General features: G+C 68.8%; 12 protein-coding genes. 7 read left to right on the top strand and 5 right to left on the bottom strand.

Annotation, left to right across the window (positions count from 1 at the left end; translation table 11 throughout):
- Positions 1-67: 67 nt before the first annotated feature.
- Complete coding sequence (locus GLP40_RS05100; RefSeq protein ID WP_230329241.1) at positions 68-1,210, top strand: neutral zinc metallopeptidase; 1,143 nt, start codon at positions 68-70, stop codon at positions 1,208-1,210.
- A 64-nt stretch (positions 1,211-1,274) separates the two neighbouring features.
- Here the strand turns inward: GLP40_RS05100 and GLP40_RS05105 are convergent, their stop codons facing one another.
- Together GLP40_RS05105 and GLP40_RS05110 are read right to left on the bottom strand one after the other, a co-directional pair.
- Positions 1,275-2,567 carry an ammonium transporter gene (locus tag GLP40_RS05105; RefSeq protein ID WP_154786631.1) on the bottom strand — a complete coding sequence of 431 codons (1,293 nt, stop codon included), beginning with the start codon at positions 2,565-2,567 and terminating at the stop codon, positions 1,275-1,277.
- Between the two features lie 239 nt (positions 2,568-2,806).
- Positions 2,807-3,643: a hypothetical protein gene (locus GLP40_RS05110; RefSeq protein ID WP_230329242.1), complete on the bottom strand. Its 837-nt coding sequence runs from the start codon at positions 3,641-3,643 to the stop codon at positions 2,807-2,809.
- Between the two features lie 425 nt (positions 3,644-4,068).
- Between GLP40_RS05110 and GLP40_RS05115 the strand changes: the two genes are divergently transcribed.
- The 5 genes from GLP40_RS05115 to GLP40_RS05135 all read left to right on the top strand — a co-directional run bounded on the left by GLP40_RS05115 (position 4,069) and on the right by GLP40_RS05135 (position 16,063).
- Positions 4,069-7,020, top strand: a complete 2,952-nt coding sequence (locus GLP40_RS05115; RefSeq protein ID WP_328289704.1) for a DNA polymerase III subunit gamma and tau — start codon at positions 4,069-4,071, stop codon at positions 7,018-7,020.
- Positions 7,021-7,276: 256 nt separating this feature from the next.
- Entirely contained in the window at positions 7,277-8,488 is a 1,212-nt protein-coding gene (locus GLP40_RS05120; RefSeq protein WP_154786632.1) for an acetyl-CoA C-acetyltransferase, read from the top strand.
- 36 nt (positions 8,489-8,524) lie between these two features.
- Entirely contained in the window at positions 8,525-10,678 is a 2,154-nt protein-coding gene (locus tag GLP40_RS05125) for a 3-hydroxyacyl-CoA dehydrogenase NAD-binding domain-containing protein (RefSeq protein WP_154786633.1), read from the top strand.
- Positions 10,679-11,015: 337 nt separating this feature from the next.
- Positions 11,016-14,531, top strand: coding sequence for a serine/threonine-protein kinase (locus tag GLP40_RS05130; protein WP_230329243.1), 3,516 nt, complete (start codon positions 11,016-11,018; stop codon positions 14,529-14,531).
- A 71-nt stretch (positions 14,532-14,602) separates the two neighbouring features.
- Positions 14,603-16,063, top strand: a complete 1,461-nt coding sequence (locus tag GLP40_RS05135) for an alpha/beta hydrolase (protein ID WP_328289705.1) — start codon at positions 14,603-14,605, stop codon at positions 16,061-16,063.
- A gap of 134 nt (positions 16,064-16,197) precedes the next feature.
- Here the strand turns inward: GLP40_RS05135 and GLP40_RS05140 are convergent, their stop codons facing one another.
- From GLP40_RS05140 to GLP40_RS05150, 3 genes are all read right to left on the bottom strand, one after another.
- Complete coding sequence (locus GLP40_RS05140; RefSeq protein ID WP_154786635.1) at positions 16,198-17,514, bottom strand: class I SAM-dependent methyltransferase; 1,317 nt, start codon at positions 17,512-17,514, stop codon at positions 16,198-16,200.
- A complete protein-coding gene (locus tag GLP40_RS05145; protein WP_328289770.1) occupies positions 17,511-18,959 on the bottom strand; it encodes an FAD-binding oxidoreductase in 1,449 nt (482 codons plus the stop codon). Before GLP40_RS05145 ends, GLP40_RS05140 begins: the two co-directional genes overlap by 4 nt.
- A gap of 188 nt (positions 18,960-19,147) precedes the next feature.
- On the bottom strand, positions 19,148-24,994 hold the full coding sequence (locus GLP40_RS05150) for a WD40 domain-containing protein (protein WP_328289706.1): 5,847 nt from the start codon (positions 24,992-24,994) through the stop codon (positions 19,148-19,150).
- Positions 24,995-25,139: 145 nt separating this feature from the next.
- On the opposite strand from GLP40_RS05150, the gene GLP40_RS33150 reads away from it, so the two are divergent.
- The gene (locus tag GLP40_RS33150; RefSeq protein ID WP_196054528.1) at positions 25,140-25,325 is read left to right on the top strand and encodes a hypothetical protein; all 186 of its coding nucleotides are present in this window, start codon (positions 25,140-25,142) and stop codon (positions 25,323-25,325) included.

The raw sequence follows: 25,325 nt of genomic DNA on the forward strand, positions 1-25,325 counted from the left end.
CAATCGGCCGGCGCCGCAGGGATTCCCCGCCGTCCCGCCACAGCGTCCGCAGGGCTCCCCGCAGCCGATGCCGCCGCCGCCCGGACGGCCCACCCCGCCGCCCGGCCATCCCCAACGCCCCGGTTATCCCCAGCAACCCGGCGTACCGCCGCGCCCCGGCTATCCACAGCAGCCGTCGACCCCGCAGTCCCGGCCGGGATATCCACCGCGCCAAGGCTATCCGCCGCCCGGCTACGGTCAGCCGTCCGGCTACCCGGCCCGGCCCGGCTACCGCGCGCCCATGCCGCCGCCCACCGCTGCCCCGCCGACCGGCGCCATCCCGATGGCCCGGCCCGCGCCGCCGCGCCGCGGCCGAGTGGGCGTGCTGGTGGTGACCCTGGTTCTGCTGGTGACCGGCGTGCTGTTGCGCACCGCGATCACCACCGGCCTGAACTCCGTGAACGCGGGCTCGACCGTCAAGACCACCTACTCCGGGGATTCCGGCGACAACCACGGCGTTGCGGCCACGGCCGACAATCCGCTGCTCACCAATGCCGACTACACGTTGTTGCCCGCCAAGTGCGCGTACACGCCGTGGAGCACCCAGGTCGAGGTGGCGCGAAAGTTCTTCGAAACCGCGGCCGACTGCCTGCACTCGGCGTGGAAGCCCTTGTTCGACAAGATGAATCTGCCGTTCGAAGCGCCCAAACTGAACGTTTCCGCCGACACCACGGGAATCACCACGCTGTGCACCGGAAACAGCACGAATTTCGCGGCGTTCTACTGCTCGGCGGATATGACCATCTATATGCCGATCAGTCAGCTGCAAACGGATATCTTCGGCAACAACTGGGTGGTCTACCTGTCGGTTTTCGCCCATGAATACGGCCATCACGTGCAGGCCCAGGCGGGCATTCTCGGCAAAGTCCACCAGCAGCGCCGCGACGCGGGCTCGCGCAGCGATACCGGACTGGAACTGTCGCGCCGCACGGAATTGCAGGCCCAGTGCTTCGACGGCATGTACCTTTCGTCCTCGAGCAATGGCGGCTCGCTGAGCAGCGCCCAGATCGGCGTGGCCCGCAATGACGCCTACCATCGCGGCGACGCGCCCGGCGATATGCGCGATCACGGCACCGCTCAGAACATGGGCGGCTGGTTCGAGATCGGGTACGACAAGGACCGCGCGCTGCAGTGCAATACCTTCAGCGTCCCGGCCGGCAAGGTGAACTGAACCGGACCACACAAGCATTCGAGCCCCGCTGCCGTGCGCAGCGGGGCTCGAATCATCTCGGGGCTCAGTGCCCGAGTGGCTTGCCGATCCGGCTCGGGGCGTGCCCGTGCACGCCCTCGGCGTACGCGGTCTCCGCGTGCAGCGCGAAGTCGATGCCGCCGATCTCGTCCTCCTTGGCGATCCGGAAACCGATGACCTTGTCCAGCACCTTGCCCAGCAGGAACGTCACCCCGAAGGCGAAGGCCGCCACCGTCACCACGCCCAAGGCCTGCTTCCCGAGCTGGCCCGGTCCGCCGCCGTAGAACAGGCCCTTCGGGCCGCCGGTCATGACCGCCGAGCAGAGCAGACCGACCAGCAGCGTGCCCACGATGCCGCCCACCAAGTGCACGCCCACCACATCCAGCGAATCGTCGTAGTTGCCCTTGAACTTCCAGCTCACCGCGAACGAACACACCACGCCCGCAACCAGACCCACGACCACCGCGCCCATCGTGTTCACCTCGCCGCAGGACGGCGTGATGGCCACCAGACCGGCCACCGCGCCCGAGGCCGCGCCGAAGGTGGTCGGCTTGCCGTCGCGGCGCGCCTCGACCACCAGCCAGCCGAGCATGCCCAGACAGCCCGCCACCAGCGTGTTCAGGAATACCGCCGCCGCCAGACCATTGGCGGACAGGGCCGAACCGGCATTGAAGCCGAACCAGCCGAACCACAGCAGACCCGCGCCCAGCAGCACGAACGGCAGATTGTGCGGTCGCATGGCATCGGTCTTGAAGCCCACGCGCGGACCCAGCACCAGTGCCATGGCCAGTGCCGAAGCGCCCGAGGCGATCTCGACCACCAGGCCGCCCGCGTAGTCCAGCGCGCCCAGCTTGGCCAGCCAGCCGTCCGGGGTCCACACCCAGTGTGAGATCGGCGCGTACACGATGAGCGCCCACACGGGCACGAAGATCATCCATGCCGAGAACTTGGCGCGGTCGGCGATCGCACCGCTGATCAGGGCGACGGTCAGGATGGCGAAGGTCAGCTGGAAGGTGACGTACAGCAGTTCCGGCACCGCCGCGCCGCTCTTGTCCACCACGTGCAGCGTGTTCGGATCGATTCCGGCAAGCCCGACATGGCCGAGATTGCCGATGATTCCGCCGCCGGCGTCATCCCCGAACGCCAGGCTGTACCCGAACAGCAGCCACACCACCGTCACGAGCGGAATCGAGATGAAGCTCATCATCAGCATGTTGAGCACACCGCTGGACCGCACCATGCCGCCGTAGAAGATCGCGAGTCCGGGTGTCATCAACAGCACCAGCGCCGTGGCGGCCAAGAGCCAGGCCGTGGCTGCCGGGTCGAGGTGGGGTGTCATGCGATAACTCCTTCCACGCGGTGATCGCGTTGCGTGGAAGTTACCGAATCCTCACGTTAAGGCGCTGTTACAAAAATGAGTCTTCGGATACCTGCCCGTAACAGCCCTAGCTGCGCAGTCCCGATTCTCCGCGCCTTCGGCGCCCGGCGTGGAGCCGTCGGACTCGGACACGCGTGCCCACGATTCAGGGGCCGCTCGATTCCGGGCACGCCCCAGGAGTTGGTCCCGACCTTGCGAAATCAGCTGTTGCGCTGGCCTCGCCCCTTACGGTCCAGCGCGCGCGATCCGCGCGGCCCGGGCACCGGATTGCCGTCGTCGAGCGCCATCCATTCGGCGGTGACGAGCCACTGCATCTGGGCCCGGGCGTCGGCTGTGTCGTTGAACACGCGCCGACCCCGGTCATCACGCAGTTCGTAGGCCATGACCGACCAGCGCGGCGGGCGGCCGAGCTCGGCCACCTGGTCCCGCAGATAGGCCGCCACCAGCGTGCCGATGGTGTTCACCGGGCGCAGCGAGACCCGGTTACCGTACCGGGCGGCATGGAAACGCCTTCCGGCACACAGGGATCGGGGCGCGGCGTTGTAGGCGATCCAGCCGGCGCGCTGGGCGCGCTCGATCAGCCACAGGTGCTTGATGGAGGTCGGCGGGATATCGCCCACCCGCTCGCGGATCAGGCCGATCACCGGTTCGGAGAGCAGGATGTCGCGCCGCGTCGGGCCGGTGCCGCGCCCGGTCCAGTACTCGTCGGTCAGCTTGGCCAGCACCCGCCCGAAGTCGTCGATGCTGCGCTGCGCCCGGCGGCCCAGCCGCTCGATGCGCTCGGCCTCGGCCCGCATGTCGTTTTGCACGATGAGGGTGCGGATGGCCGCCAGGGTCGGTACCTGGCCGCGCTGCAGCAGTTCCAGAATCGCGCCCGCGGTGGCGGGATCGGCGGCGGCGGACACCGGGAGCGAAGCCCGTTTGATGTCGTAATCAGCCGGGCTGATCGCCCGGCTGAGCAGTCCGACCGCGGCGGAATCACCGGCGAATTCGGTACTGGAGAGCCAGGCGGCGGCGATGTCGTCGTGCGACGGCACTTGGCATGTCCTCCGAGAGATTTGGTTGTGCCCCGGTCGGGATGAGGGACCGGCCGGGGCAACCAACCTGATGAAGGTTTGGCTACCGAAGTTGCCGACGTCCACGGTAGCCAAAAGATTGCGATCTTGCCGCATCGGTTGACCGGATCGTTATGTCGGCTCTGTGGTGTCGAAACAGAACGTAAGTCTGTATCTGGTCACGTACCAGGTAAATGGTTTTGGACAATCAGTCCGTAAGAATGCGCTGAGAATTAGCTGATGGATTTGTCGGGGTATCCGTTCGGGTCGGTCGGTTCTGACCGGTCCTCAGGACTGAGTGTGATCTACGCCATAGTTCGAGTAGTTCACGGGACAGAACCGACGTACCCGGCGACCGGTCCGGCGGCGCATCGCCACCTGTCGGCCTGCCCCGGTAACCTCTCCCCGTGGCTCTGTACCGGAAGTACCGACCGGCAACGTTCGCTGAAGTGGTGGGTCAGGAGCACGTCACCGATCCCCTGAGTATCGCGCTCGACACCGGGCGGATCAGTCATGCCTACCTGTTCTCGGGGCCGCGCGGGTGTGGCAAGACCTCCTCGGCGCGCATTCTCGCGCGCTCGCTGAACTGTGTGCAGGGCCCGACCTCCAAGCCCTGCGGCGTGTGCCCGTCGTGTGTGGCGCTCGGGCCGGGCGGTTCCGGCAACCTCGACGTCATCGAGCTCGACGCCGCCAGCCACGGCGGTGTGGACGACACCCGCGAACTGCGGGACCGCGCCTTCTACGCCCCGGCCGAATCCCGGTACCGCGTCTTCATCGTCGACGAGGCGCACATGGTCACCACCGCGGGCTTCAACGCGCTGCTCAAGATCGTGGAGGAGCCGCCCGCCCACCTGATCTTCGTCTTCGCCACCACCGAGCCGGACAAGGTGCTGCCCACCATCCGCTCGCGCACCCACCACTACCCCTTCCGGCTGCTCCCGCCCGCCACCATGCGCGGGTTGCTCGGCAAGATCTGCGACCAGGAGGGGGTGCGGGTCGAAGAGTCGGTATACCCCTTGGTAATTCGCGCCGGCGGCGGCTCCCCGCGTGACAGCCTCAGCGTGCTGGACCAGCTGCTGGCGGGCGCGGGCCCCGAGGGCGTCACCTATCCGCGCGCGGTGGCGCTGCTCGGCGTCACCGACGTAGCCCTGATCGACGACGCCGTCGAGGCTCTCGTGGCCGCCGACGGCGCGGCCCTGTTCGGCACCATCGACCGCGTGGTGGAGGCGGGCCACGACCCGCGCCGCTTCGCCACCGACCTGCTCGAGCGCCTGCGTGACCTCATCCTGCTGCGCGCGGTCCCGGACGCCACCGACCGCAACCTGGTCACCGGGCCCGGGGACGTCATCGACCGCATGCGCTCGCAGGCCGACCGCCTCGGCCCCGCCGCTCTGGCCCGCCACGCCGAACTCCTGCACGAGGGCCTCGGCGATATGCGCGGCGCCACCAATCCCCGCCTCCTGCTCGAGGTCATCGCCGCCCGCATGCTCCTCCCGGCAGCCTCGGACGATGAGACCGCCACCTTGCAGCGCCTGGAAACCCTGGAACGCCGAATGGCAAGCGGTGCGATCGCGCCCGCGTCGCAGTCCGCTGCCGCACCACAACCCGGTGGGTCCGCGACTGCCGCGCCCCCGGCGACGCCCACCGCTGCAAGCGCTCCTCGCCGCCGGGGGGCCGAGGCTCTCGCCGCCCTTCGTGCGGAGAAAGCGCCCGCCGACGCCGCCCCTCAGCGCACGCAGACGGGTACGGTGTCGAGCCCCGCGGACCAGGGCCACGCTCCGCAGCCCCTCACGTCGCAGGGCGGATCTTCCACGCCCGCAACCGATTCGGCTCCTTCGGCCGCCTTCGCGATGAATGACATTGCGGCGGTGGCGAATCCGTCCGTCGCCGGTGGCGTCGCGGTTCGCCCGCCGGAGCTCGGCCCGGTAGCGGCTGCCGCGCCCGCGCGGGAATCCGCCCCGGCCGCGCGGGTCGAGCAGCCCGCCGCCGTGACGACCGCCGCTGCGCCCGATGCCGTTCCGGTGCCCGGCAGCCCGGCCGCACGACCCGCCGGGGCTGCTCATCCCGCGGAGCGTGCTGCCGTACAACAGGCTTCGGCCCCACCCGCCGGAGCCGAACCGGCCGAACCGCTTGCTGAGCCGGGTGTTCGCCCTGCGGCTGCGGCCCTCGGCATGCCCGTGGAAGACGGTGCCGCGCAGCGCGTTTCCGCACAATCCGCGTCCGCCGCCCCGGTGGCCTCGGCCCGCGAGGCAGCGGCCGACCCGACCGCGCAAGTCGCGACTTCGGGTCCGGACGATCGGAAATCCATGGAGTCGTCCGCTCCGGCGACGGCTCGCTCGGCGTCCTCGGTCCCGTTCGATGCACCCGCCGATCAGGTTGTGGCACAGCAGCTTTCGGCGGGGGACGCGGTCGCGTCCAGCGGCTTCAGCGCTGCCGAGCCGGCTGCTCCGGTGGCGGCCCACGGCGCGGTCGCATCGGCGCCGGCGCAGGCTGATTCCACGCACGATCCCGACATCGCCGGTGGTCGGGCGGCCGCCTCGGATGCCGATGCGCCGCAGACCGAAGCGGCCGGTGGTGCGGAGACGGGACTCGCCGGGGCGGTGCATGCCGCGGACGATGTGCTGCAGGAGATCGAGGCGGCCTGGGCCGATATTCGGGCCAAGGTGCGGGAGTTCGGCGCCGCGGTGCAGGCATTGCTGACCGGGGCCAGTGTGGCGCGGGTAGAAGGGGAGACGATCGTCTTCGCGCATCTGCACGCGCCGCTGGCGCAGCGGTTGTCGCAACCGCAGAACCTGGACGCGGTGCGGTCGGCGGTCCGGGCGGTGCTGGGCCGGGATCACGACGTGCGGTGGGAGGTCGGGGGACCGGCGGCCGGTGGCGGGTCGGGAGCCAAGGCGTCGGCGGGACGTGGCCCGGCGGGCGGGCAGGCCGCGCCGAAGAAAACCGCGCCGAAGTTCTCGCGGCCGAGTCAGGCCAAGGCGGCCACGGCGGCGCCGGCCGCCGAACCCGCGGCGGCGAGCGGGTGGGGGAGCGCCACCGCGCCCGCGCCACAGGCCCCGGCGCCCGCCGACGCGGGTCCGGCGGGCGGGGATCCCTTCGAAGGCGGCGGCGCCCGCTACGCGCCCCCGGAGGACGATATTCCGCTGCCTGACGGGCCGGACCTTCCGGACGATCCGGGGCCGGGGGACTACTCACCGGTAGGTTATGACGGCGTCCCACCTGCTACTACGCCGGAAGAGGAGCGGGAGATGCTGGAGGAGTCGGCCAAGCCGGTGCCTCCGGAAGAGCGTCGCGACCCGGATGAGGTGGCCCTAGCGCTCTTGCGATCGGAGTTGGGCGCCACACCTCTCGAGGGTTGACAGTTCCCCTGCGCGGCAACTTAAGTTAACCGGAGTTCGCATAGTTCGGTACTATGATCGGGTGGCCGTGAGTATCGGTTTCGCGAGGTTCTAAGGTATGCCCAGGCGTACGGGCTACCGGAGCGTCGACAAGCCGGCTCGTGACGCGGTTTGTACAGCGTCAGGCGGTCGGTCGTAAGACCGGTCGGCGAGGTTATGGCCATGGCACGGCCCGCACAACGCGGTGACGGCGCACCCAAGAGAGGAAAACTCCGATATGACCACAGAGGCCTACATTTACGAGGCCATCCGCACCCCGCGCGGCCGTAACCGGAAGGGCTCGCTGCACTCGGTCAAGCCGATCGACCTGACCACCGGTCTGGTCCACGAGCTGCGGAACCGGTTCCCCAATCTGGACGAGGACCGCATCTCGGACGTCATTCTCGGCTGCGTCTCGCCGGTCGGTGACCAGGGCGCCGACATCGCCCGCACCACCGTGCTGACCGCGGGCCTGCCCGACACCGTCGGTGGTGTGCAGCTCAACCGCTTCTGTTCCTCGGGTCTCGAGGCCGTCAACATGGCCGGTGCGCGGGTGCGCGCGGGCTTCGACGACATGATCATCGCGGGCGGCGTGGAGTCCATGTCCCGCGTGCCGATGGGCTCCGACGGCGGCGCCATGTTCATGGACCCGAAGACCAGCTACGACAACTACATTGTCCCGCAGGGTATTTCGGCCGACCTCATCGCCACCATCGAGGGCTTCTCCCGCGAGGACGTCGACAGCTACGCCGTCCGCTCGCAGGACCTGGCGGCCAAGTCGTGGGAGAACGGCTACTTCGCCAAGTCCGTCGTCCCGGTCAAGGACATCAACGGTCTGACCGTGCTGGACCGCGACGAGCACATGCGCCCGGGCACCACCCTCGCGGACCTCGGCAAGCTGAACCCCTCCTTCGCGGGCATCGGCGAGATGGGCGGCTTCGACGCCGTCGCCATGCAGCGATACACCTACGTCGAGAAGATCGACCACGTCCACCACGGCGGCAACTCCTCGGGCATCGTCGACGGTGCGGCCCTGGTGCTGATCGGCTCCGAGGCGGCCGGCCAGGCTTCCGGCCTGACCCCGCGTGCCCGCATCGTGTCCGCCTCGATCACGGGCGCCGACCCGACCATCATGCTGACCGGCCCGACCCCGGCCGCGTACAAGGCCCTGGCCCAGGCCGGCCTGACGGTCGACGACATCGACCTGTTCGAGATCAACGAGGCGTTCGCCTCCGTCGTTCTGAAGTTCCAGAAGGACCTGGGCATTCCGGACGAGAAGCTGAACGTCAACGGTGGCGCGATCGCCATGGGCCACCCGCTGGGCGCCACCGGCGCCATGATCCTCGGCACCATGGTGGACGAGCTGGAGCGTCGCAACGCCCGCCGTGCCCTGCTGACCCTGTGCATCGGCGGCGGCATGGGCGTCGCCACCATCATCGAGCGCGTCTGACGCCCACCCGAGACTTCTTCAGGAGAACGAAACACAATGACTGAGAACATGATCGGCTGGGAGAAGGACGCCGACGGCATCGTCGTGCTGACCATGGACGACCCGAACCAGGGCGCCAACACCATGAACCAGCTCTACAAGGACTCCATGCGGGCCACCGTGGACCGCTTGGTGGCCGAGAAGGACGACATCACCGGTGTCGTCATCACCTCCGCGAAGAAGACCTTCTTCGCCGGCGGCGACCTCAAGAACATGATGCAGACCACCCCGGCGGACGCCGCGGCCATCATGGAGGAGCTCACCTTCATCAAGGACGACCTGCGTCGTCTGGAAACCCTTGGCAAGCCGGTGGTTTCGGCCATCAACGGCGCGGCGCTGGGCGGCGGCCTGGAGATCACCCTGGCCACTCACCACCGCATCATCGCCGACGTCAAGGGCGCTCAGGTCGGCCTGCCCGAGGTCTCCCTCGGCCTGCTCCCGGCCGGTGGCGGCGTCACCCGCATCACCCGCATGCTGGGCATCGCCAACGGCCTGATGGGCGTGCTGCTGCAGGGCCAGAAGTTCAACGCGCAGAAGGCCAAGGCCGCCGGCCTGGTCCATGAGGTCGTCTCCTCGGTGGAGGAACTGATTCCGGCCGCCAAGGCGTGGATCAAGGCCAACCCCGAGGGCGGCGTGCAGCCGTGGGACGTCAAGGGCTACAAGATCCCGGGCGGGACCCCGTCCACCCCGGCGCTGGCCGCCAATCTCCCGGCCTTCCCGGCCAACCTGCGCAAGCAGCTCAAGGGCCAGAACATGCCGGCGCCGCAGGCCATCATGGCCGCCGCGGTCGAGGGCGCGCAGGTCGACTTCGACAACGCCTCGCTCATCGAGTCCCGCTACTTCGTGTCCCTGCTGACCGGCCCGGTCGCCAAGAACATGATCCAGGCGTTCTTCTTCGACCTGCAGCACATCAACAACGGCGGTTCGCGCCCGAAGGATGTGCCCAAGCGTGAGATCAAGAAGGTCGGCGTGATCGGCGCGGGCATGATGGGCGCGGGCATCGCGTACGTCACCGCCAAGGCCGGCATCGACGTCGTCCTCAAGGACGTCTCGATCGAGGCCGCCAACAAGGGCAAGGACTACTCGGTCAAGCTCGAGGAGAAGGCCCTCGCGCGTGGCAAGACCACCGAGGAGAAGTCCAAGACCCTGCTCGACCGCATCAAGCCGACCGCCGACGCGGCCGACTTCGCCGGTGTCGACTTCGTCATCGAGGCCGTGTTCGAGAACCCCGATCTGAAGGCCAAGGTCTTCCAGGAGATCGAGGACATCGTGGACGCCGACGCGCTGCTCGGCTCCAACACCTCGACCCTGCCGATCACCCTGCTGGCCAATGGCGTGAAGCGGGCCGAGGACTTCATCGGCATCCACTTCTTCTCGCCGGTCGACAAGATGCCGCTGGTCGAGATCATCAAGGGCGAGAAGACCTCCGACGAGGCGCTGGCCCGGGTGTACGACTACACCCTCGCCATCCGCAAGACCCCGATCGTGGTGAACGACTCGCGCGGCTTCTACACCTCGCGCGTGATCGGCAAGTTCATCAACGAGGCCATCATGATGCTCGGTGAGGGCATCGACCCGCAGACCATCGAGCAGGCCGGTCTGCAGGCGGGCTACCCGGCGGCGCCGTTGAAGCTGTCGGACGAGCTGAACTTCACCACCATGCAGAAGATCTACAAGGAGACCGCGGCGGCCATCCTGGCCGCGGGTGGCGAGATCGACGCCGCCTCGGGCGCGACCGCCACGATCCTCGACAAGATGGTGGGCGAGTTCGACCGCAAGGGCAAGGCCGGCGGCGCGGGCTTCTACGACTACGTCGACGGCAAGGCCACCGGTCTGTGGTCGGAGCTGCGTTCCACCTTCAAGACCTCCACCGAGCTCCCGGAGGGCGTCACCTTCCAGGACCTCGAGGACCGCATGCTGTTCGCGGAGGCCATCGAGACCCAGAAGTGCTTCGACGAGAACGTGCTGACCTCGACCGCCGACGCCAACATCGGCTCGATCTTCGGCATCGGCTTCCCGGCCTGGACCGGTGGCACCCACCAGTTCATCGTGGGCTACCCGGGTGGACAGGAAGCCTTCGTGGCCCGTGCCGACGAGCTGGCCGCCAAGTTCGGCAGCCGCTTCGAGGTTCCGGCTTCGCTGCGCAAGTGATTCCGGTGCTCGAGCGCCAAGTGATTCCGGTGCTCGAGTGTTGAAATACCCGGCCCGGGTCGCGAATAAGCGGCCCGGGCCGGGCGTTTTACAGGTGTGTGAAGAGGACCGGACGGGATATCCGGAGCTGAGTGAAAGGGTCCACACGCCCGTACGGTCCGCGCTACGTTGGAATGTGCGCGGGTAGAACACCGGAAGCAGCCCGTACGTTCGGTACGCGCTCGTTCCAGTTCGACGGTGTCAGTTCGAGGTGGTCCAGATGAACCCACAGGCGCGCCCGGGTGGCTCGCGGAGTGAGCAGGCCCCTCCCGAAAACGCCACGCAAGCCTACCTTCCCATGACCATGGACGACGAGCTCGAGGCCATGGGCCTGTTCGACGCGGAGGAGATCGGCCGGGGTGGTTTCGGGGTGGTGTACCGGTGTGCCCAGCGCGCCCTGGACCGGGTGGTGGCGGTCAAGGTGCTGTCCACGGAGATCGACGACGAGAGCCGGGAGCGGTTCCTGCGCGAAGAACACGCCATGGGCCGGCTGTCCGGGCATCCGAACATCGTCGACATCCTGCAGGTGGACGTGACGCCGAGCGGGTGGCCCTTCATCGTCATGCCCTATGCCACGCGCGGTTCGCTCGAGCAGGTGGTGCGCGACAGCGGACCCCTGTCCTGGACGGATTCGCTGCGGGTGGGCGTGAAGCTGGCCGGGGCGATCGAGACCGCGCACCGCGCCCAGGTGCTGCACCGCGATGTGAAACCGGCCAATGTGCTGCTGAGCCGCTACGGGGAGCCGCAGCTCACCGACTTCGGAATCGCCCGTATCCCAGGGGGTTTCCGCACGTCGACGAGATTGATCACCGGTTCGCCCGCGTTCACCGCGCCCGAGGTGCTCAAGGGTGACGAGCCGACGGTGCGCTCGGACGTGTACGGGCTCGGGTCCACCCTCTTCGCGCTGCTGACCGGCCACGCCGCCTTCGAGCGGCAGGCCGGGGAGAAGATCGTGGCGCAATTCCTGCGCATCACCAGCCAGCCGGTGCCGGACCTGCGGGAGCTGGAGATTCCGCCGGATGTGGCCGCGGCCATCGAGGCCGCCATGTCGCCGGATCCGCGCGACCGGCCCGCGACCGCGGTGGAATTCGGCGAGCTGCTGCGATCCGTGCAGGGCGAACACGGGCAGGTCCCGGACGAGATGGCCCTGCTCGACGCCGCGGAGCACGGCGACGACGCGGATGCCTCGGGCGCTCGGACATATTCGCGCCGACGCGCGCACACCATTCTCACCGCACCGCGGTCCCACTCGCTGGCGCTGCGCCCGCAGGGCAATCCCAACGCCGTGTTCGGGGCCGTCAGCAATACGTTGCCGCCCACGGCCACAACGAAATTCCGGCCACCGATCCCGGCCCGCGAGCCCATTGCCCGGCCCCGGCTGCTGGAGTCGCTGCGCGCGGGCGGCCGCCGCCGGCTGGCGGTGATCCACGCCCCGGCCGGCTTCGGCAAGAGCACCCTCGCCGCGCAGTGGTGTGCCGAGCTCAGCGATCGCGGGGTGGCGGTCGCCTGGATCGGCGTCGACAGCGACGACGACAATGAGGTGTGGATGCTGGCCCACATCATCGCCGCCATCCGCAAGGTGCGCCCCGAGATCGGCGTGGGGCTCGAACAGCTGCTGGAGGAGCGACCCGCCGAAGCGGTGCCGTACGCGGTGTCGGCGCTCATCGACGAGGTGCAGGCGAGCGAGAGCCCGGTGGTCGTGGTGGTGGACGACTGGCATCGGATCACCGACGCCGGGGCGCAGCGGGTGATGGAGTCGCTGCTCGACAACTGTTCGCACGACCTGCGTTTCGTCATCACCAGCCGGGAGCGCGCCGGGCTGCCGCTGAGCCGCCTGCAGGTGGCCGACGAGCTGGTGGAGCTCGGCTCCCCGCAGTTGCGGCTGACCGAGGCGGAGACTCGGCAGATCCTGATCGACCGTATGGGCCTGGATCTCGACGACCGGCAGGCGGAGCAGATCCACATCGCCACCGATGGCTGGCCGGCGGCGATCCAGTTGGTCGGGCTTTCCCTGCGTGCGGCGGATCACGACGTGGATCGGCTGATCGCCGGACTCTCCGGCGACAACAAGGCGATTCGCGAATACCTCGCCGAGAACGTCCTGGACACCGTCGAGCCCCGGATGCTCGAATTCCTCAGCGCCATCGCGGTTCCCGAGCGCGTGAACGCCTCGCTGGCGGAGGCGCTGTCCGGCGCGAAGGACGCCGCGGATCTGCTGGACCAGGCCGAGCAGCGCGAACTGTTCGTGCATCGGCTCTCCGACGATCCGAGCTGGTACCGGATGCAGCCGATGGTGGCCGAGCATCTGCGCGCGCGGCTGGATCGCGCGCAGCCCGGACAGCTGAAGAAGCTGCACGGCAAGGCTTCTCGCTGGTTCGCCGAACACAATCTGATCAAGCAGTCGGTGGATCACGCGCTCGCCGCCACCGATCTGAAGTACGCGCTGGACCTGGTCGAGAAGGGCGGCATGGACCTGATCGACAGCTCCCGGCTGGCCACCCTGTTCGGTATGGTGTCGAAACTGCCGGTGCAGCAGGTAACTTCGCGATCCAAGCTGTTGATAGCGCTGGCGCGAGCGAATGTGAACCTACAGCAGTCCGGCGCGGCCCGCACCGCGCTGGGGCGGCTGTCGAACATGCTGGCGCGCACCTCGCCCACCGATGCCGAAGCGGTGAACCAGCGCTGCCAGGCGGCGGTGCTGGGCGCGGCCGATCAGGTGGCTCGCGACCGCACCGAGGGCGTGCTGGACAAGATCACCGAATGCCTCGAGCTGGCCGATGAGCTCCCGGCGTGGACGGTGTCGACGGCCGCGAACCTGGCCTCCTTCGTGCGGCTGTGCGATTTCGACTTCGATGGCGTCCGGGACATGCAGAAGTGGGCCGCGCCCTATCACGCCCGCTCGGCCGACCCGCTGGGCGAGGTGTTCGGGCTGTGCGCCCAGGGTCACGCCGCCTGCGAGCAACTCGATATCGATACCGCCACCAGATGTTTCGAGCAGGCCTGGCAGACCGCTCGCGACCGCGCGGGTTCCCGCTCGCATTCGGTGCGGGTGGCGGCCGCGCTGCTGGGCGGGCTGGCCTATCGCCGCGGCGACCTGGACAACGCCGAGCGCCTACTGGATCAGAGCCATGAGACGACCGCCCGGGTCGGCCCGGTGGACTTCCTGATCACGATGTTCGTGAGCGGTGCCCGCCTGAAGGCCGTCCGCGGCGACCTGAAGACCGCCACGGCTCGCCTGGACGAGGGCGCACGCACCGCCGCCGACCGCCGACTCACCCGCCTGGCCGCCGAGGTCCGGGCCGAGCGCCTGCGCCTGGGTCTGCCCGCTGACCCGCTCACGGCCGGGCTGGTGACCGACCCCATGGTGCGTCCGCTGCGCCACGCCACCGGCGCGGCCGCGCTGGCCACCGAGGCCGAGGAGGTCGCCACCATCCGCGCCCTGCTGGCCCGGCACTACCGCGGCGAAAACCGCGCCACCGACGAGCTGGCCCCGCTCGGCACCGACGACACCGCGGTCAAACGTGCCCGCGCCCTGTATTCGCGCATCCGCGAACAACACCGGCCCCGTGCCGAACTCGACTCGGCGCTGCTGCTGGCCGAATGCCTGTCCGCCGCGGGCTGGTTCGGTGAATCCATCGCGCTGCTCACGCCGGTGGTGGTTCGCTGTGCCGATCTGGGCTGGTCACGGCCGCTGCTGGATGCCGGGCCCGGAGTGCTGAACATCCTGCGCACGATGCGCCATGAGATGCCGTTGGACACCGGGGACGGCGACGGGCTGCACGTGCCGCGCCGCTTCCTGGATTCGCTGCTGTAGACCTGTCCCGTTGAGAGTTCGCGGAGGGGATTCACAGCGTTTCTCGAGGAACGGCATAGACAATCGCCGTCGTGTCCTTGACCCATGCGCCGGTACAGTCACCGCCCCTCGCGCCGCCGCCGGCTCCGCAGGCGCCGGCGGCGCGGACCGGATATCCGGGCTTCCACCACGGGGTTTCGCTATTGCACGGGTGGGTGCCGCAGGTGGTGGCGTTCGCGGCGGTGCTGTTGCTGGTGATCGCGTTCGCGCGGTTCACCCGCCGCTGGTGGTTGCTGTGGATGCCGGTGTGCGCGGTGGCGGGCGTCGCGGTGGCGTGGGCGGCGTGGATCTTCACCAATAATCAAGGCTTGGCCTCGGATCCGGCGCCGGTGCTGCTGTGGTCGTGCGTGGGCCTGACAGCCGCGGGCCTGGTGGCTGCCGTCGTGGGGTTGCGGACCGGCGGCTGGTGGCAGCGGATCGCGGCGATCCTGGCGGTCCCGGCGGCGCTGCTTCATACGGGCGTGGTGCTCAACCAGTGGGTCGGCTATTACCCGACCGTCCAAGCGGCGTGGGACGCGCTCAACGCGGATCCGCTGCCGCATCAGGTCGACATCGACGCGCTGGGCGGGCTGAGGAACACCGATATGGGGACCGGTCGGATCGTCGAGGTGAACATTCCGGAGTCCGGCAGCGACTTCCGGCACCGGCGCGAGTACGTCTACCTGCCGCCCGCCTGGTTCGCGGGGGACAAACCGCCCACGCTGCCGACCATCATGATGATCGGCGGCGAGTTCAACACCCCGGCGGACTGGGTGCGCAGCGGGCAGATCATGCCCGTCGTGGACGATTTCGCGGCCAAGAACAACGGGCAGACGCCGGTGCTGGTGTTCGTCGACTCCGGTGGCAGCTTCAACAACGACACCGAGTGCGTGAACGGCCCGCGCGGCGACGCGGCCGACCACCTCACCAAGGACGTGCCCGACTACATGGAGTCCACTTTCGGCGTGGCGGGGGACGCATCCGCATGGGCCGTGGTGGGCTGGTCCATGGGCGGCACCTGCGCGGTGGATCTGGCCGTCATGCACCCCGACCAGTTCGGCACCTTCGTCGATATCGCCGGCGACCTGGGCCCGACCGCGGGCACCAAGGAGCAGACCATCACACGCCTCTACGGTGGAAACGCCGACGCCTGGGCACAATTCGACCCGCTGACGGTCATGCGCATGCACGGGCCCTACACCGATGTGGTCGGCCTCTTCGACGACCTGACCGCGCCCAAGCACAACAGTGGCCAGCAGAAGATGAACTTCCCCGGCATGCCCAAGGTGACCGAGGACCGGATCGGCAAGGGCGGCCGGGACGGCGTCATGGACACCAATGAGGAAGGCGCGGCCGAGACCCTCTGCGACGAGGGCCGCAAGGTCGGCATCGACTGCACGGTGCACACCACCGTCGGCGGCCACACCTGGCAGTTCGCCTCGTCGGCCTTCACCTCGTCATTCCCTTGGCTGACAGCACGATTGGGCATCCCGGTAGCGGGTCTGTCGTCCTAGCCGCGGGCGTCGAGGGCGGAAGCGGGCGCGCCGAGTCGAAGCGGGCGGGCACCGAAGGGGAAGCGGGCGTGCGGTCCAGGCCGCGCGCCCGCTCCGCGACAACGCGGGGGTCTCAGGGGCTCATCCCCTGAGAGCTATGCCTTCCACCAGGGGCGCAGCGGGACGGTCCAGGCCTGGTCGGCGCCGAGCTTCACGCCGACGATCTGGTGCAGCTGCACCACGTTGCGCTCGAACCCGAGCTGGCAGCCCGCCATGTACAGGCCCCACACCTTGGCGATGCCCTCGCCGACCTCGGCGACGGCGTCGTCCCAGTTCTTCACCAGGTTGTCGCACCATTCGGCCAGCGTCAGGGCGTAGTGCTGGCGCAGGTTCTCCTCGTGCAGCACCTCGAGGCCCACGTTCTGGATCTCGGAGATGATGCGGCCGGACCCGGCCAGCTCGCCATCGGGGAAGACGTAGCGGTCGATGAAGTCGCCGGCCTTGGTGATGCGGGTGTTGTCCGGCCGGGTGATGGAGTGGTTCAGGAACAGGCCGCCGACCTTCAGCTTCGACTTGATGTACTCGAAGTAGGCCGGGTAGTTGTGCACACCGATGTGCTCGGTGAGGCCGATGGAGGACACCGCGTCGAATCCGCCCTCACGCACGTCGCGGTAGTCGCTGTGGCGCACCTCGGCGAGGTCGGACAGGCCCTCCTCGGCGATCCTGGCCTGTGCCCATTCGGCCTGTTCGGCCGACAGCGTGGCGCCGATGACCTTGACCCCGCGCTTGGCGGCGTAGAGCGCCATGCCGCCCCAGCCGCAGCCGATGTCGAGCAGCCGGTCGCCGGGCTTCAGGTTCAGCTTTTCGAAGACCAGCCGGTACTTGTTCTCTTGCGCCTGTTCGAGCGTCCAGGTCGGGTCCTCGTAGGTCGCGCAGGTGTAGGTCATGGACGGGCCCAGCACGTACTCGTAGAACGTGTTGGAGACGTCGTAGTGGTGGTGGATGGCCTCGGCGTCGCGAGTCTTGCTGTGCCGCAGCCCTTCCAGGGCGATGCGCCGCCAGCGCGGCATGGCCTCCTGCGGCGGCGGGGGCACCGGCTTGAGCAGTTCCCAGCCCAGCGAGCGGGCGATGACCACCAGCTGCAGCGCGGTGGGGCGGCGGAACTTCATGCCCGCGATGGCCTTCAGCAGTTCGTATGGGTCACCGGGTTCGACGCCGTGGGCGATCAGGTCGCCGGAGATGTAGGCACGGGCCATGCCGAGGTCGCCGGGCGCGGTCGCGATGTAGTTGACGCCGCGCGGATTGACGATCTCCAGGCCGAATTCCGAGTCCTGCGGTCCGGCGCTGCTGCCGTCGTAACAGGTCAGGCGGATCGGCACCGGGCCCTCGACGAGGGTCTCGAAGATCTCGGCAATGCTGAGTTTGCTTCCGAGCTCGGCGAATACGTCGGAACGGTCCTTGTACGTTGTCATTTGCGTTGCACCGCCTTCGAATACAGATCGAGTAGACGAGAATCCGGGTCGTAGCGTTTCTTGAGCGAGGAGTAGGTATCGCCGCCGTAGTAGAGGGCCGCGAACTCATCCTCGTCGTAGAAGGCATCCGAATACAGGGATTTATGACCGTCCAGTTCGGATACCTTGCGCTCGATGGCACGGTTGGCCGCGCCCTCGGGCTGCCCCGGCACGGTCGGCACGGCCGACCAGAAACCGATATTGACATAGTTGCGGCCGGGCTCGAGCGGATAGAGCGGCCAGGGGCGTTCGGCTGCGTCCTGCACTTCCGCGCGGTTGGCGCGCAATCGCAACGGGCACAACCAGATCGGCTCGATGGGGATCTCGCGCAGGAACCACTCCATGAAGTCCGCGGTGCGCTCGATGGGCACCTCGATGTCCTGCACCACCCGCTCACGCGGCGGATTCCCGTGCCGCGCTTCGAGCTTGTCGCCGATCGCGTACCTGTGGTCCAGCGCGATGAGCTTCCAGTAGAAGCTGGAGCGCCGGTACCGCTCGGGCCACAAGCGCCGGATCTTCGGGTTCTGCGCCCCGAAGGCGCGCGAGCACCAGAACCAGTCGGTGTCCCAGCGCCACAGGTAGTCGTGGATGGTCAGCCGATCGCGCTTGGGCTGCTTCGAGTCGTGCTGGATGGACCGGTAGTAGATGTCCATGCCGGTGTAGTCGCTGACCGGGCCGGGCTCGTCGCTCTGGCGGCCCAGCACCAGGTAGCTCTCATCGGCGGTGAAGACCACACCGTCGAGGTAGTCGACCCGTTCGCCGTCCCAGGAGCGGTCTGCGATGATCTGTGCCATCGTCGCCTCCAGCTCCCGCAGATCGTGGAACCGGAGGTGCCGCAACGCCACGTAGGGCAGTACCGGTTCGAGTTCTATCTTCAGTCGGGTCGAGTACCCGAGCGTGCCGTAGGAATTCGGGAATCCGCGGAAAAGATCCGCGTGTTCGCCGTCCCGGGTGGCGGTGACGATCTCACCGGCGCCGGTGAGCACGTCGAGTTCCAGCAATGACTCGTGCGGGAGCCCGTTGCGGAACGAGGTGGACTCGATGCCCAATCCGGTGACCGCGCCGCCCAGGGTGATGGTCTTGAGCTGGGGCACCACGAACGGCGCCAGCCCGTAGGGCAGGGTGGTGGCGACCAGGTCCTCGTAGGTGGTCATCCCCGCCACGTCGGCCGTGCGGGCTTCGGCGTCGACCGCGATGACCTGTGTCAATCCGGATACGTCCAGACCGAGTGCGGTACTGCGGGCCCGGGCACGGAAGAGATTGGACGTCTTCTTGGCCAGCCGCACGTTCGCATCCGGGGGGATGGCGCGGTACGAGGCCAGGAGACGATCGACCCCGGCCCGATGCGCGGCGAAACCTGATTCCTGTGCGGCCGGTGCGCGGCCGGCCTTCCCCAACAGACTCACTGCCACCTCGAAAACCTAGCGTGCACCGACCGGTACGGCCAGCAGGAGAGCACCGGCGGGGCGGGTTTTCACGCACAGTTCGTATGCGTGTCGGCGGGTGCGACCAGCCGTGCAGCGAGGGTATTCCCATCCTCGCCGTGATGATTGTTACTTCAGCTAACAATTGGGTTACGGTGCGCGAGAGCCGTTTACAGCGGATCGTCGAGGTCCACCTGACGGATCTGCGGCAGGTACGGATCCAGCTCCCCCGCCTCGAAACGGCACATGCCGATCACGTGCCAGAACTGGCCCGCCGTCAAGCCCTCGGTCTTGTAGCGGCCGTCCGGGGTGAAGGCGGCCCAACCCTCCGGCAGACCCAGCAGCGTGGCCCGCAACTCCGGGATACCGGCCGGCTCGGTGAGCGACCACTGCATGATCGAACCGTCGTTGCCGCCGCTGGCCAGCAGGCGGCCGGACGGATCGAAAGCCAAGGAGCGCACCCGATTTCGATGGCCGTACAGGGTGTGCAGATGCGTGCCCGAGGTGATGTCCCACAGATTGATCACCAGGTCGTCGCCCGCCGTGGCCAGCGTGCCGGACACCGGATCCACCGCCAGGCACCACAGCCGCCCGCGGTGCAGGTCCAGCCGATGCAGCGGAGGACCGCCCGCCAGATTCCAGATCCGCACGGTGCCATCCCATGAGATGCTGGCCAGCCGATCGCCGTGGAAGACGACACCATAGACGCGATGTCCGTTCGCGCCGCCCCGGACCGGATCCGACAGCGTGCCCAGCAGCCGCCCGGATTCGACGTCCCAGAGCCGGATATGGCCGTCGTCGCAGCCGGTGGCCATGGTCACGCCCGCGGCGTCGAACGCGATCGAGCGCACCCGTCCCCGATGTTCGTCGCATACGGCGTGTTCACCGCCGGTCTCCCGGGTCCACAGGGTGACGGTGTCGTCGTCGTTGGCGGTGGCGATGAAGCGGGCGGACGGGTCGTAGGCGATGGCCCACACCGGGGCGGAATCGACGGTGATGTCGCGTTCCGCGATCGCGGCGTCGATGTCGATCACCCGCAGCCGCCCGGCATTGCCCACCGTCACCAGCTGGGTGGGCCGGACCGGGCTGAAGACGCCGGACTCCAGCGTGAACAGCCCGTCCGTGCTGCCCTGCAGGCGCTGGGTCAGCCGTCCGGTGGCGGCGTCCCAGAGCCGGACGCTGCCGTCGTTGCCGCAGCCCGCGAGCAGGGTGCCGTCGGCGTTGAAGGAGACCGCGCGCACGTGGCGGCCGTGCCCGGTGAGGGTGTGCAGGCGCTCGCCGGTGGCCGGGTCCCAGATGCGCAGCGCGAACTGGTCGTCGACGACGGCCAGCTGGGTGCCGTCGGGCCGGAACGCGAACGGCCAGATGGACCCGGTGTGGCCGGTCAATCGGTGTAGCGGCGCTCCGGTGCGGCCGTCGCGGACGTACACCGCGCCCGCGGTGTCGCCCGAGGCCAGCATGTCCCCGGCGGGATCGAAGCTGAGCCAGTGGATGCGCGCGCGGCCGTGCTCGGAACGGGTGTACAGCGTATCGCCGGTGCCGGTGTCCCACAGGCGGATTCCGCCCGCGGTGTCGCCGCTGGCCAGGATGGGCTCCACCGGATGGAAGGCGAGGGCGTAGACGATGTGCCGGTGCCCGGTGAGGTTGTGGATGAGCTCGCCGGTGGCTGGGTCCCACAGCCCGAGGGCGCCGTCCGCGCCGCCGGCGGCCAGCAGCATGCCCATCGGATCCCAGCCGATGCGGCGGATCGGCCCGTCCGCACCCCGGAAGCCGCCGACCTCGGCGCCGGTCGAGAGCTGCCAGATACGCACCGCGCCATCGTGATACGCGGCCGCGACCCGGTCACGGTGGAAGGCGATGCTGTAGATCCGCTGCGGCGCTCCGCCGGGCGGCGGGAATTCGTGCAGCTGTTCGCCGTCCGGCAGCAGACACACGCGCAGCACTCCGGCCGCGTCGCCGGTGGCGAGCAGCGTTCCGGCGGTGTCGGTTTCCAGCGGCCACGGCCAGTTCTCGTGGCCGGACAGGATCTTTCGCACCGTGCCGGTGGCGGCGTCCCAGATCCGGACGGTGCTGTCGGCCGACCCGGTGACCAGCACCTTCTCGGTGTAGGCGACGGCGAAGGCGCGGGCGCGATGCCCATGCAGGGTGCGCAACGTCCGCCCGGTGTCCGCGCCGTAGACGACGACGCTGCCGGAATCACAGCCTACGGCGACGGTGCCGCCGTCGGGACTGTAGGCCAGTGGTCGCGGCAGCCGTCCGCTCTGCGTGTCCACACCGTGCTTGACACCGATGGCGGCCGGGGCGAATTCGGTGAGCGGCGGGGTGCCGGGCACCCGGCCGGACCCGGCCAGGTCGGTGCCGACGGGGCTGCCGACCACGTCCAGCAGCGCGGCCCGGGTCCAGCGGCTGCCCTCGCCGCGCACCCCGGTGAGATCGGTGCGGGCCAGCCGTGCCCCGGTCAGGTCGGCCCGGCCCAGATTGGCGCGCACCAGTGAGGCCTGATCCAGTTGCGCCCGGTGCAGGCGGGCCCCACGCAGGTCGGCGTTCTGGAGGTTGGCGCTGGTCAGTTGGACCTCGGTCATATCCGCCCCGCGGAGATCGGTGCCGACCAGGGATGCCTGGTCGAGTTGGGCGCCCACCAGCCGCACACCGCGCAGAACCGCCTGGTCCAGCACCGCGCCGGTGAGCCTGGTCTCGGTCATGATCGCGCCGGTGAAGTCGAGCTGCTGGAGATTGCGGAAGGACAGGTCCTCCCGCGACAGGTCCAGGCCGCGCAGGTCCTTGTCCGGGGAGATGCGCAGTCGGGCGGCGAGGCGCGCGGCATTGGTCCGGGTGATCTCATGCTCGCCCGGATCGTCCTGGGTCCGTTCCACCCAGGCCTGCAGCAGCTCCACATCGGCCAGATCGCAGAGGAATTCGACAGCCAGCGGTTCCAACTGCGCCTGGGCCAGCGGGGCCGGGGCGGTGACGCCGTCGCGCAGCTGTCCGGCGACATGCTTGGCCACCAGCCAATCCCGCACCGAGGAGTGGATGAAGCCGAACCGATTGTCCTCCGCGCGCACGATGAGGCTGCGGGAGCCGAGGGTGTGCACGAACTGCGCCACATTGAGCCGACTCGCGTCGATCTGCTCGACGGCGGTGTGCGCGACCTCGGTCAGCTCGGCCAGGTCCAGGTACGGCCGCCCGGTCTCCCACACCCGCAGCGCGAAATACGTGACCGCGAGCCACAGTTCGTCGATGCGCACGGTGGGGTGCGAGCTGGCGCGCTCGGGGGAGCGGTCGATCTCGTAGCTCAGCCAGCTGGTCAGGATCTCCTCGTAGAGTCGGGTCGGCCCGATGATGCGGCGGGCCCCGGCCGCGGTGCGCAGCCGCTGTTCGTCCAGGTCGGCCATGAAGCTCAGCATGCGCGGGTTGCAGGCCAATTTGAGCAGCCCGGGAATGCCGCGCAGCAGCCGCATTCGGGAGTCGGCCGAGGGACCGGTGGCGCCGTAGCGGTTCACCAGGAAGGCGTGCACCTGCTCGTCGGTGAAGTTCTCCACGCTCAGGATGTAGCGGTCCGGGTGTGGATGCTCCTGGGTTTCCAGGGCGGCCGCGATCTGGTCGTAGGACTTGAAATGCTGTGTGCGCCCGGCCACCACGACCTTGGCCCGGCCCACCGCCGCCTGTAGCAGGGTGGCCATGTGCTCGGCGGCGCTGTCGTAGTTGAGCCGGGTGAGCAGTTCGTCGAAGCCGTCGAACAGCAGTACCACTCGGCCTTGTTCGAGCATGTAGCGCAGCGCGCGCAGATCGATGCGGGATTCGCCGTTGTCGGCCAGGTGCGCGGCCAGCAGGGTGTCGAGTGAGCTGGTGCGGTCCAGCTCGCGCAGTTCGATGAGGATGGGGACGAGCTGGGTGGCGGTGTCGGTGATGCGGCGGGTCAGCTCGCGCAGGGCGAAGGTCTTGCCGAGCCCGAAATCCCCGAGCAGCAGCACGAATCGGCCATCGTCGGCGGTCACCAGGCTCATGAGCTCGGCCACCAGGTCGTTCTGCACCTCGCGGCCACGCGGGGCGAGCATGCGGAAGCGTTGCGGCACATACAGATCGGGCGCATAGGCGGGGTCGTCGCGCAGGCGGGCCGACTGTTTGCGCAGATATTCGCCCAGATTCGCCATGCCCTGGAAGTCGGGGAAACTGCGGATCCGCACGCCCTCGGCGGCGGCGCGGTCGAGTAGTTCCCGCCTCGGCGCGGGGCCCAGATAGATGAGCTGGGAGCCGGGTTTCGGTTCCGGGCCGAGGAATTCGTCCAGTACCTGGCCGGTCACCTCGCCGACGTGCGCGCCGATGATGAGCTGTTCGATCACCGGCTCGGATTTGACGGTGACCAGCAGGTACGGCGGGTCGGAGGCGATGCGGCGGATGCGCGCGCCCGGATAGCGGACCTCGCACACCTCGGCGACCTGCTCCAGGAGCATGTCGTGCGGGCGGGCGGTCTCGTTCGCCCGGTGCTCGGGTCGGCGAGGTTCGGGCGGGGCCGCTGGAAGTTCCGGCCGCACGGCCCGGCTCTCCAGCGCGACAACGCAATTCGTCCAGGTTACCTGCTGCGGGACCGGAGTCTCGTGGGGATCGTCGCAGCGGTAGCGGGTCAGTCCGTCGGCGGTGATGTGGACGAGTTCGGCCTGCCCGGGGGCCGGGGCGGACAGTACGGGCAGGGTGCCGCCGGGGTGTGCGAGCGAGCGGCCCGCCCGGCCGGGTCCGCGCAGCAGCAGGTTCAGGCGCGGTCCGAGGCGGCGGAAGGTGCGCTCGGAATCCCGGAGTACGCCGGCGTCGTACGGTGAGGTGCCGGGGCCGGGGGCGGGGTCGTGGCGGACGACGCCGAGCCGGAACCAACCGTGCGCCTCGTGGGCGCGGAGTTGTTCGGAGAACCAGTCCTTCTGCTCGGTGCCGATGAAACCGTAGTCGTCCTCGGGGCGGTGGGTGGCGGCCATGGTCGAGTTCAAACCGGCGACCACGAGCCGCAATTCGGGCACGGGGAACAGCGTCCAGGGCTGGCCGACATCGAAGACCAGGTGGTCCAGGCCGCGGTAGAGGGTGTTGAACATCTGCTCGAACAGCCGCAGCTTCGCGAAGTAGGGCGGCCGGGGCAGGCGGTCGTTGGCCTCGCAGTCGAGGAAATGGGCCCGGCAGGCGAGCTTGGAGATGTCGTGATTGCCCGGGACTACGACCAACCGGTCGGGTTCTAGTTTGAGCAGGACGCGCAGGCCGGTGAGAAATGATGTGGCCTTGCGAAACTCGGTCGGATGGGCGGATTCGGTGAGATCGCCGCTGACCACGATCAGATCCGGCGGTGGGGCCTGCCGGTCGACGAGCTCGGTGACCGCGCCCCAGATATGCGACTGCAAACCCTCGGGATCGGTGGGGATATCGGCGGGCGGCAGGCCGCGGCCGAACCGCGGACCACCGACATGCAGGATCGACAGCCCGGCGTGCGGCCGGTTCGCCGCCATATCCGCCGGAAAGGCCGGCGGCGACAGCGGGCGCCGGCCGATGGCAGTGGATTCCGTTGCCGGAGACCAGATATCGTCCGCGCGAGAGTCGAGCTGCCACCGCGGCGTCCACCGCTCCGACAGCATCCGCTCGACCCGGTCCAGCACCTCCCGGCGCATCTCGGCCTCGCTGTCGACGCCGAGCAGATCGAGACAGCAGACCCCCGTGGGCAGCCACTCCAGCGAGCATTCGCTGACCCGGATCGCCAGCACCTTCCCCGGATCCACATCCAGCGCGGCCTGCCACTCCCGATTGGCGTGCCGCGAGGATACGTAGTCCCGCGTCAGCACCGCCACCACCAGATCGGACTCCCGCACCCCGCGCTGCACGAAGTCCCCGTAGTTCGTGGCCGGATCGAAGTCCCACGATGACACCATCGTTCGATAGCGTGCCTCGGCATGCTCCAACTGCCAGGCCAGCCAGATGGCCCACCGCTCATCGGCCGGAGAGTAACTCGTGAAGAGCATCCGCGACCGCCCGCCCCACAGCGTCACACCATCCAGTATCCCGCCGCTGAAAGAGTCCCGAGGTCAATCGAATCGACCTCTTTCCGAATTCTCAGCCCGTGCGACCACCCCGCCGGCCCTGCGATCATTGGCCAATGCCTGAACAGCTGGGTCGCAGTCGGAGAGCGCGGTCATGAACGCCATCCAGTTCGCGCTGATCGCGATCGCGTCCGCGCAGGCGACGATGACGCCGGCCACGTCCAGGGTCGGCGTGATCGCGTCGCATGGTGCGAGTAGTCCGGAGCGGCGCTCTGAAATCGTGGATGCGCCCGTCCTTCTCGTCGGTCCGCCTCGAAAGCGCGGGCGCTCACGTGGTTAG

The organism is Nocardia aurantiaca, assembly GCF_009708175.1.
GTDB lineage: Bacteria > Actinomycetota > Actinomycetes > Mycobacteriales > Mycobacteriaceae > Nocardia > Nocardia aurantiaca.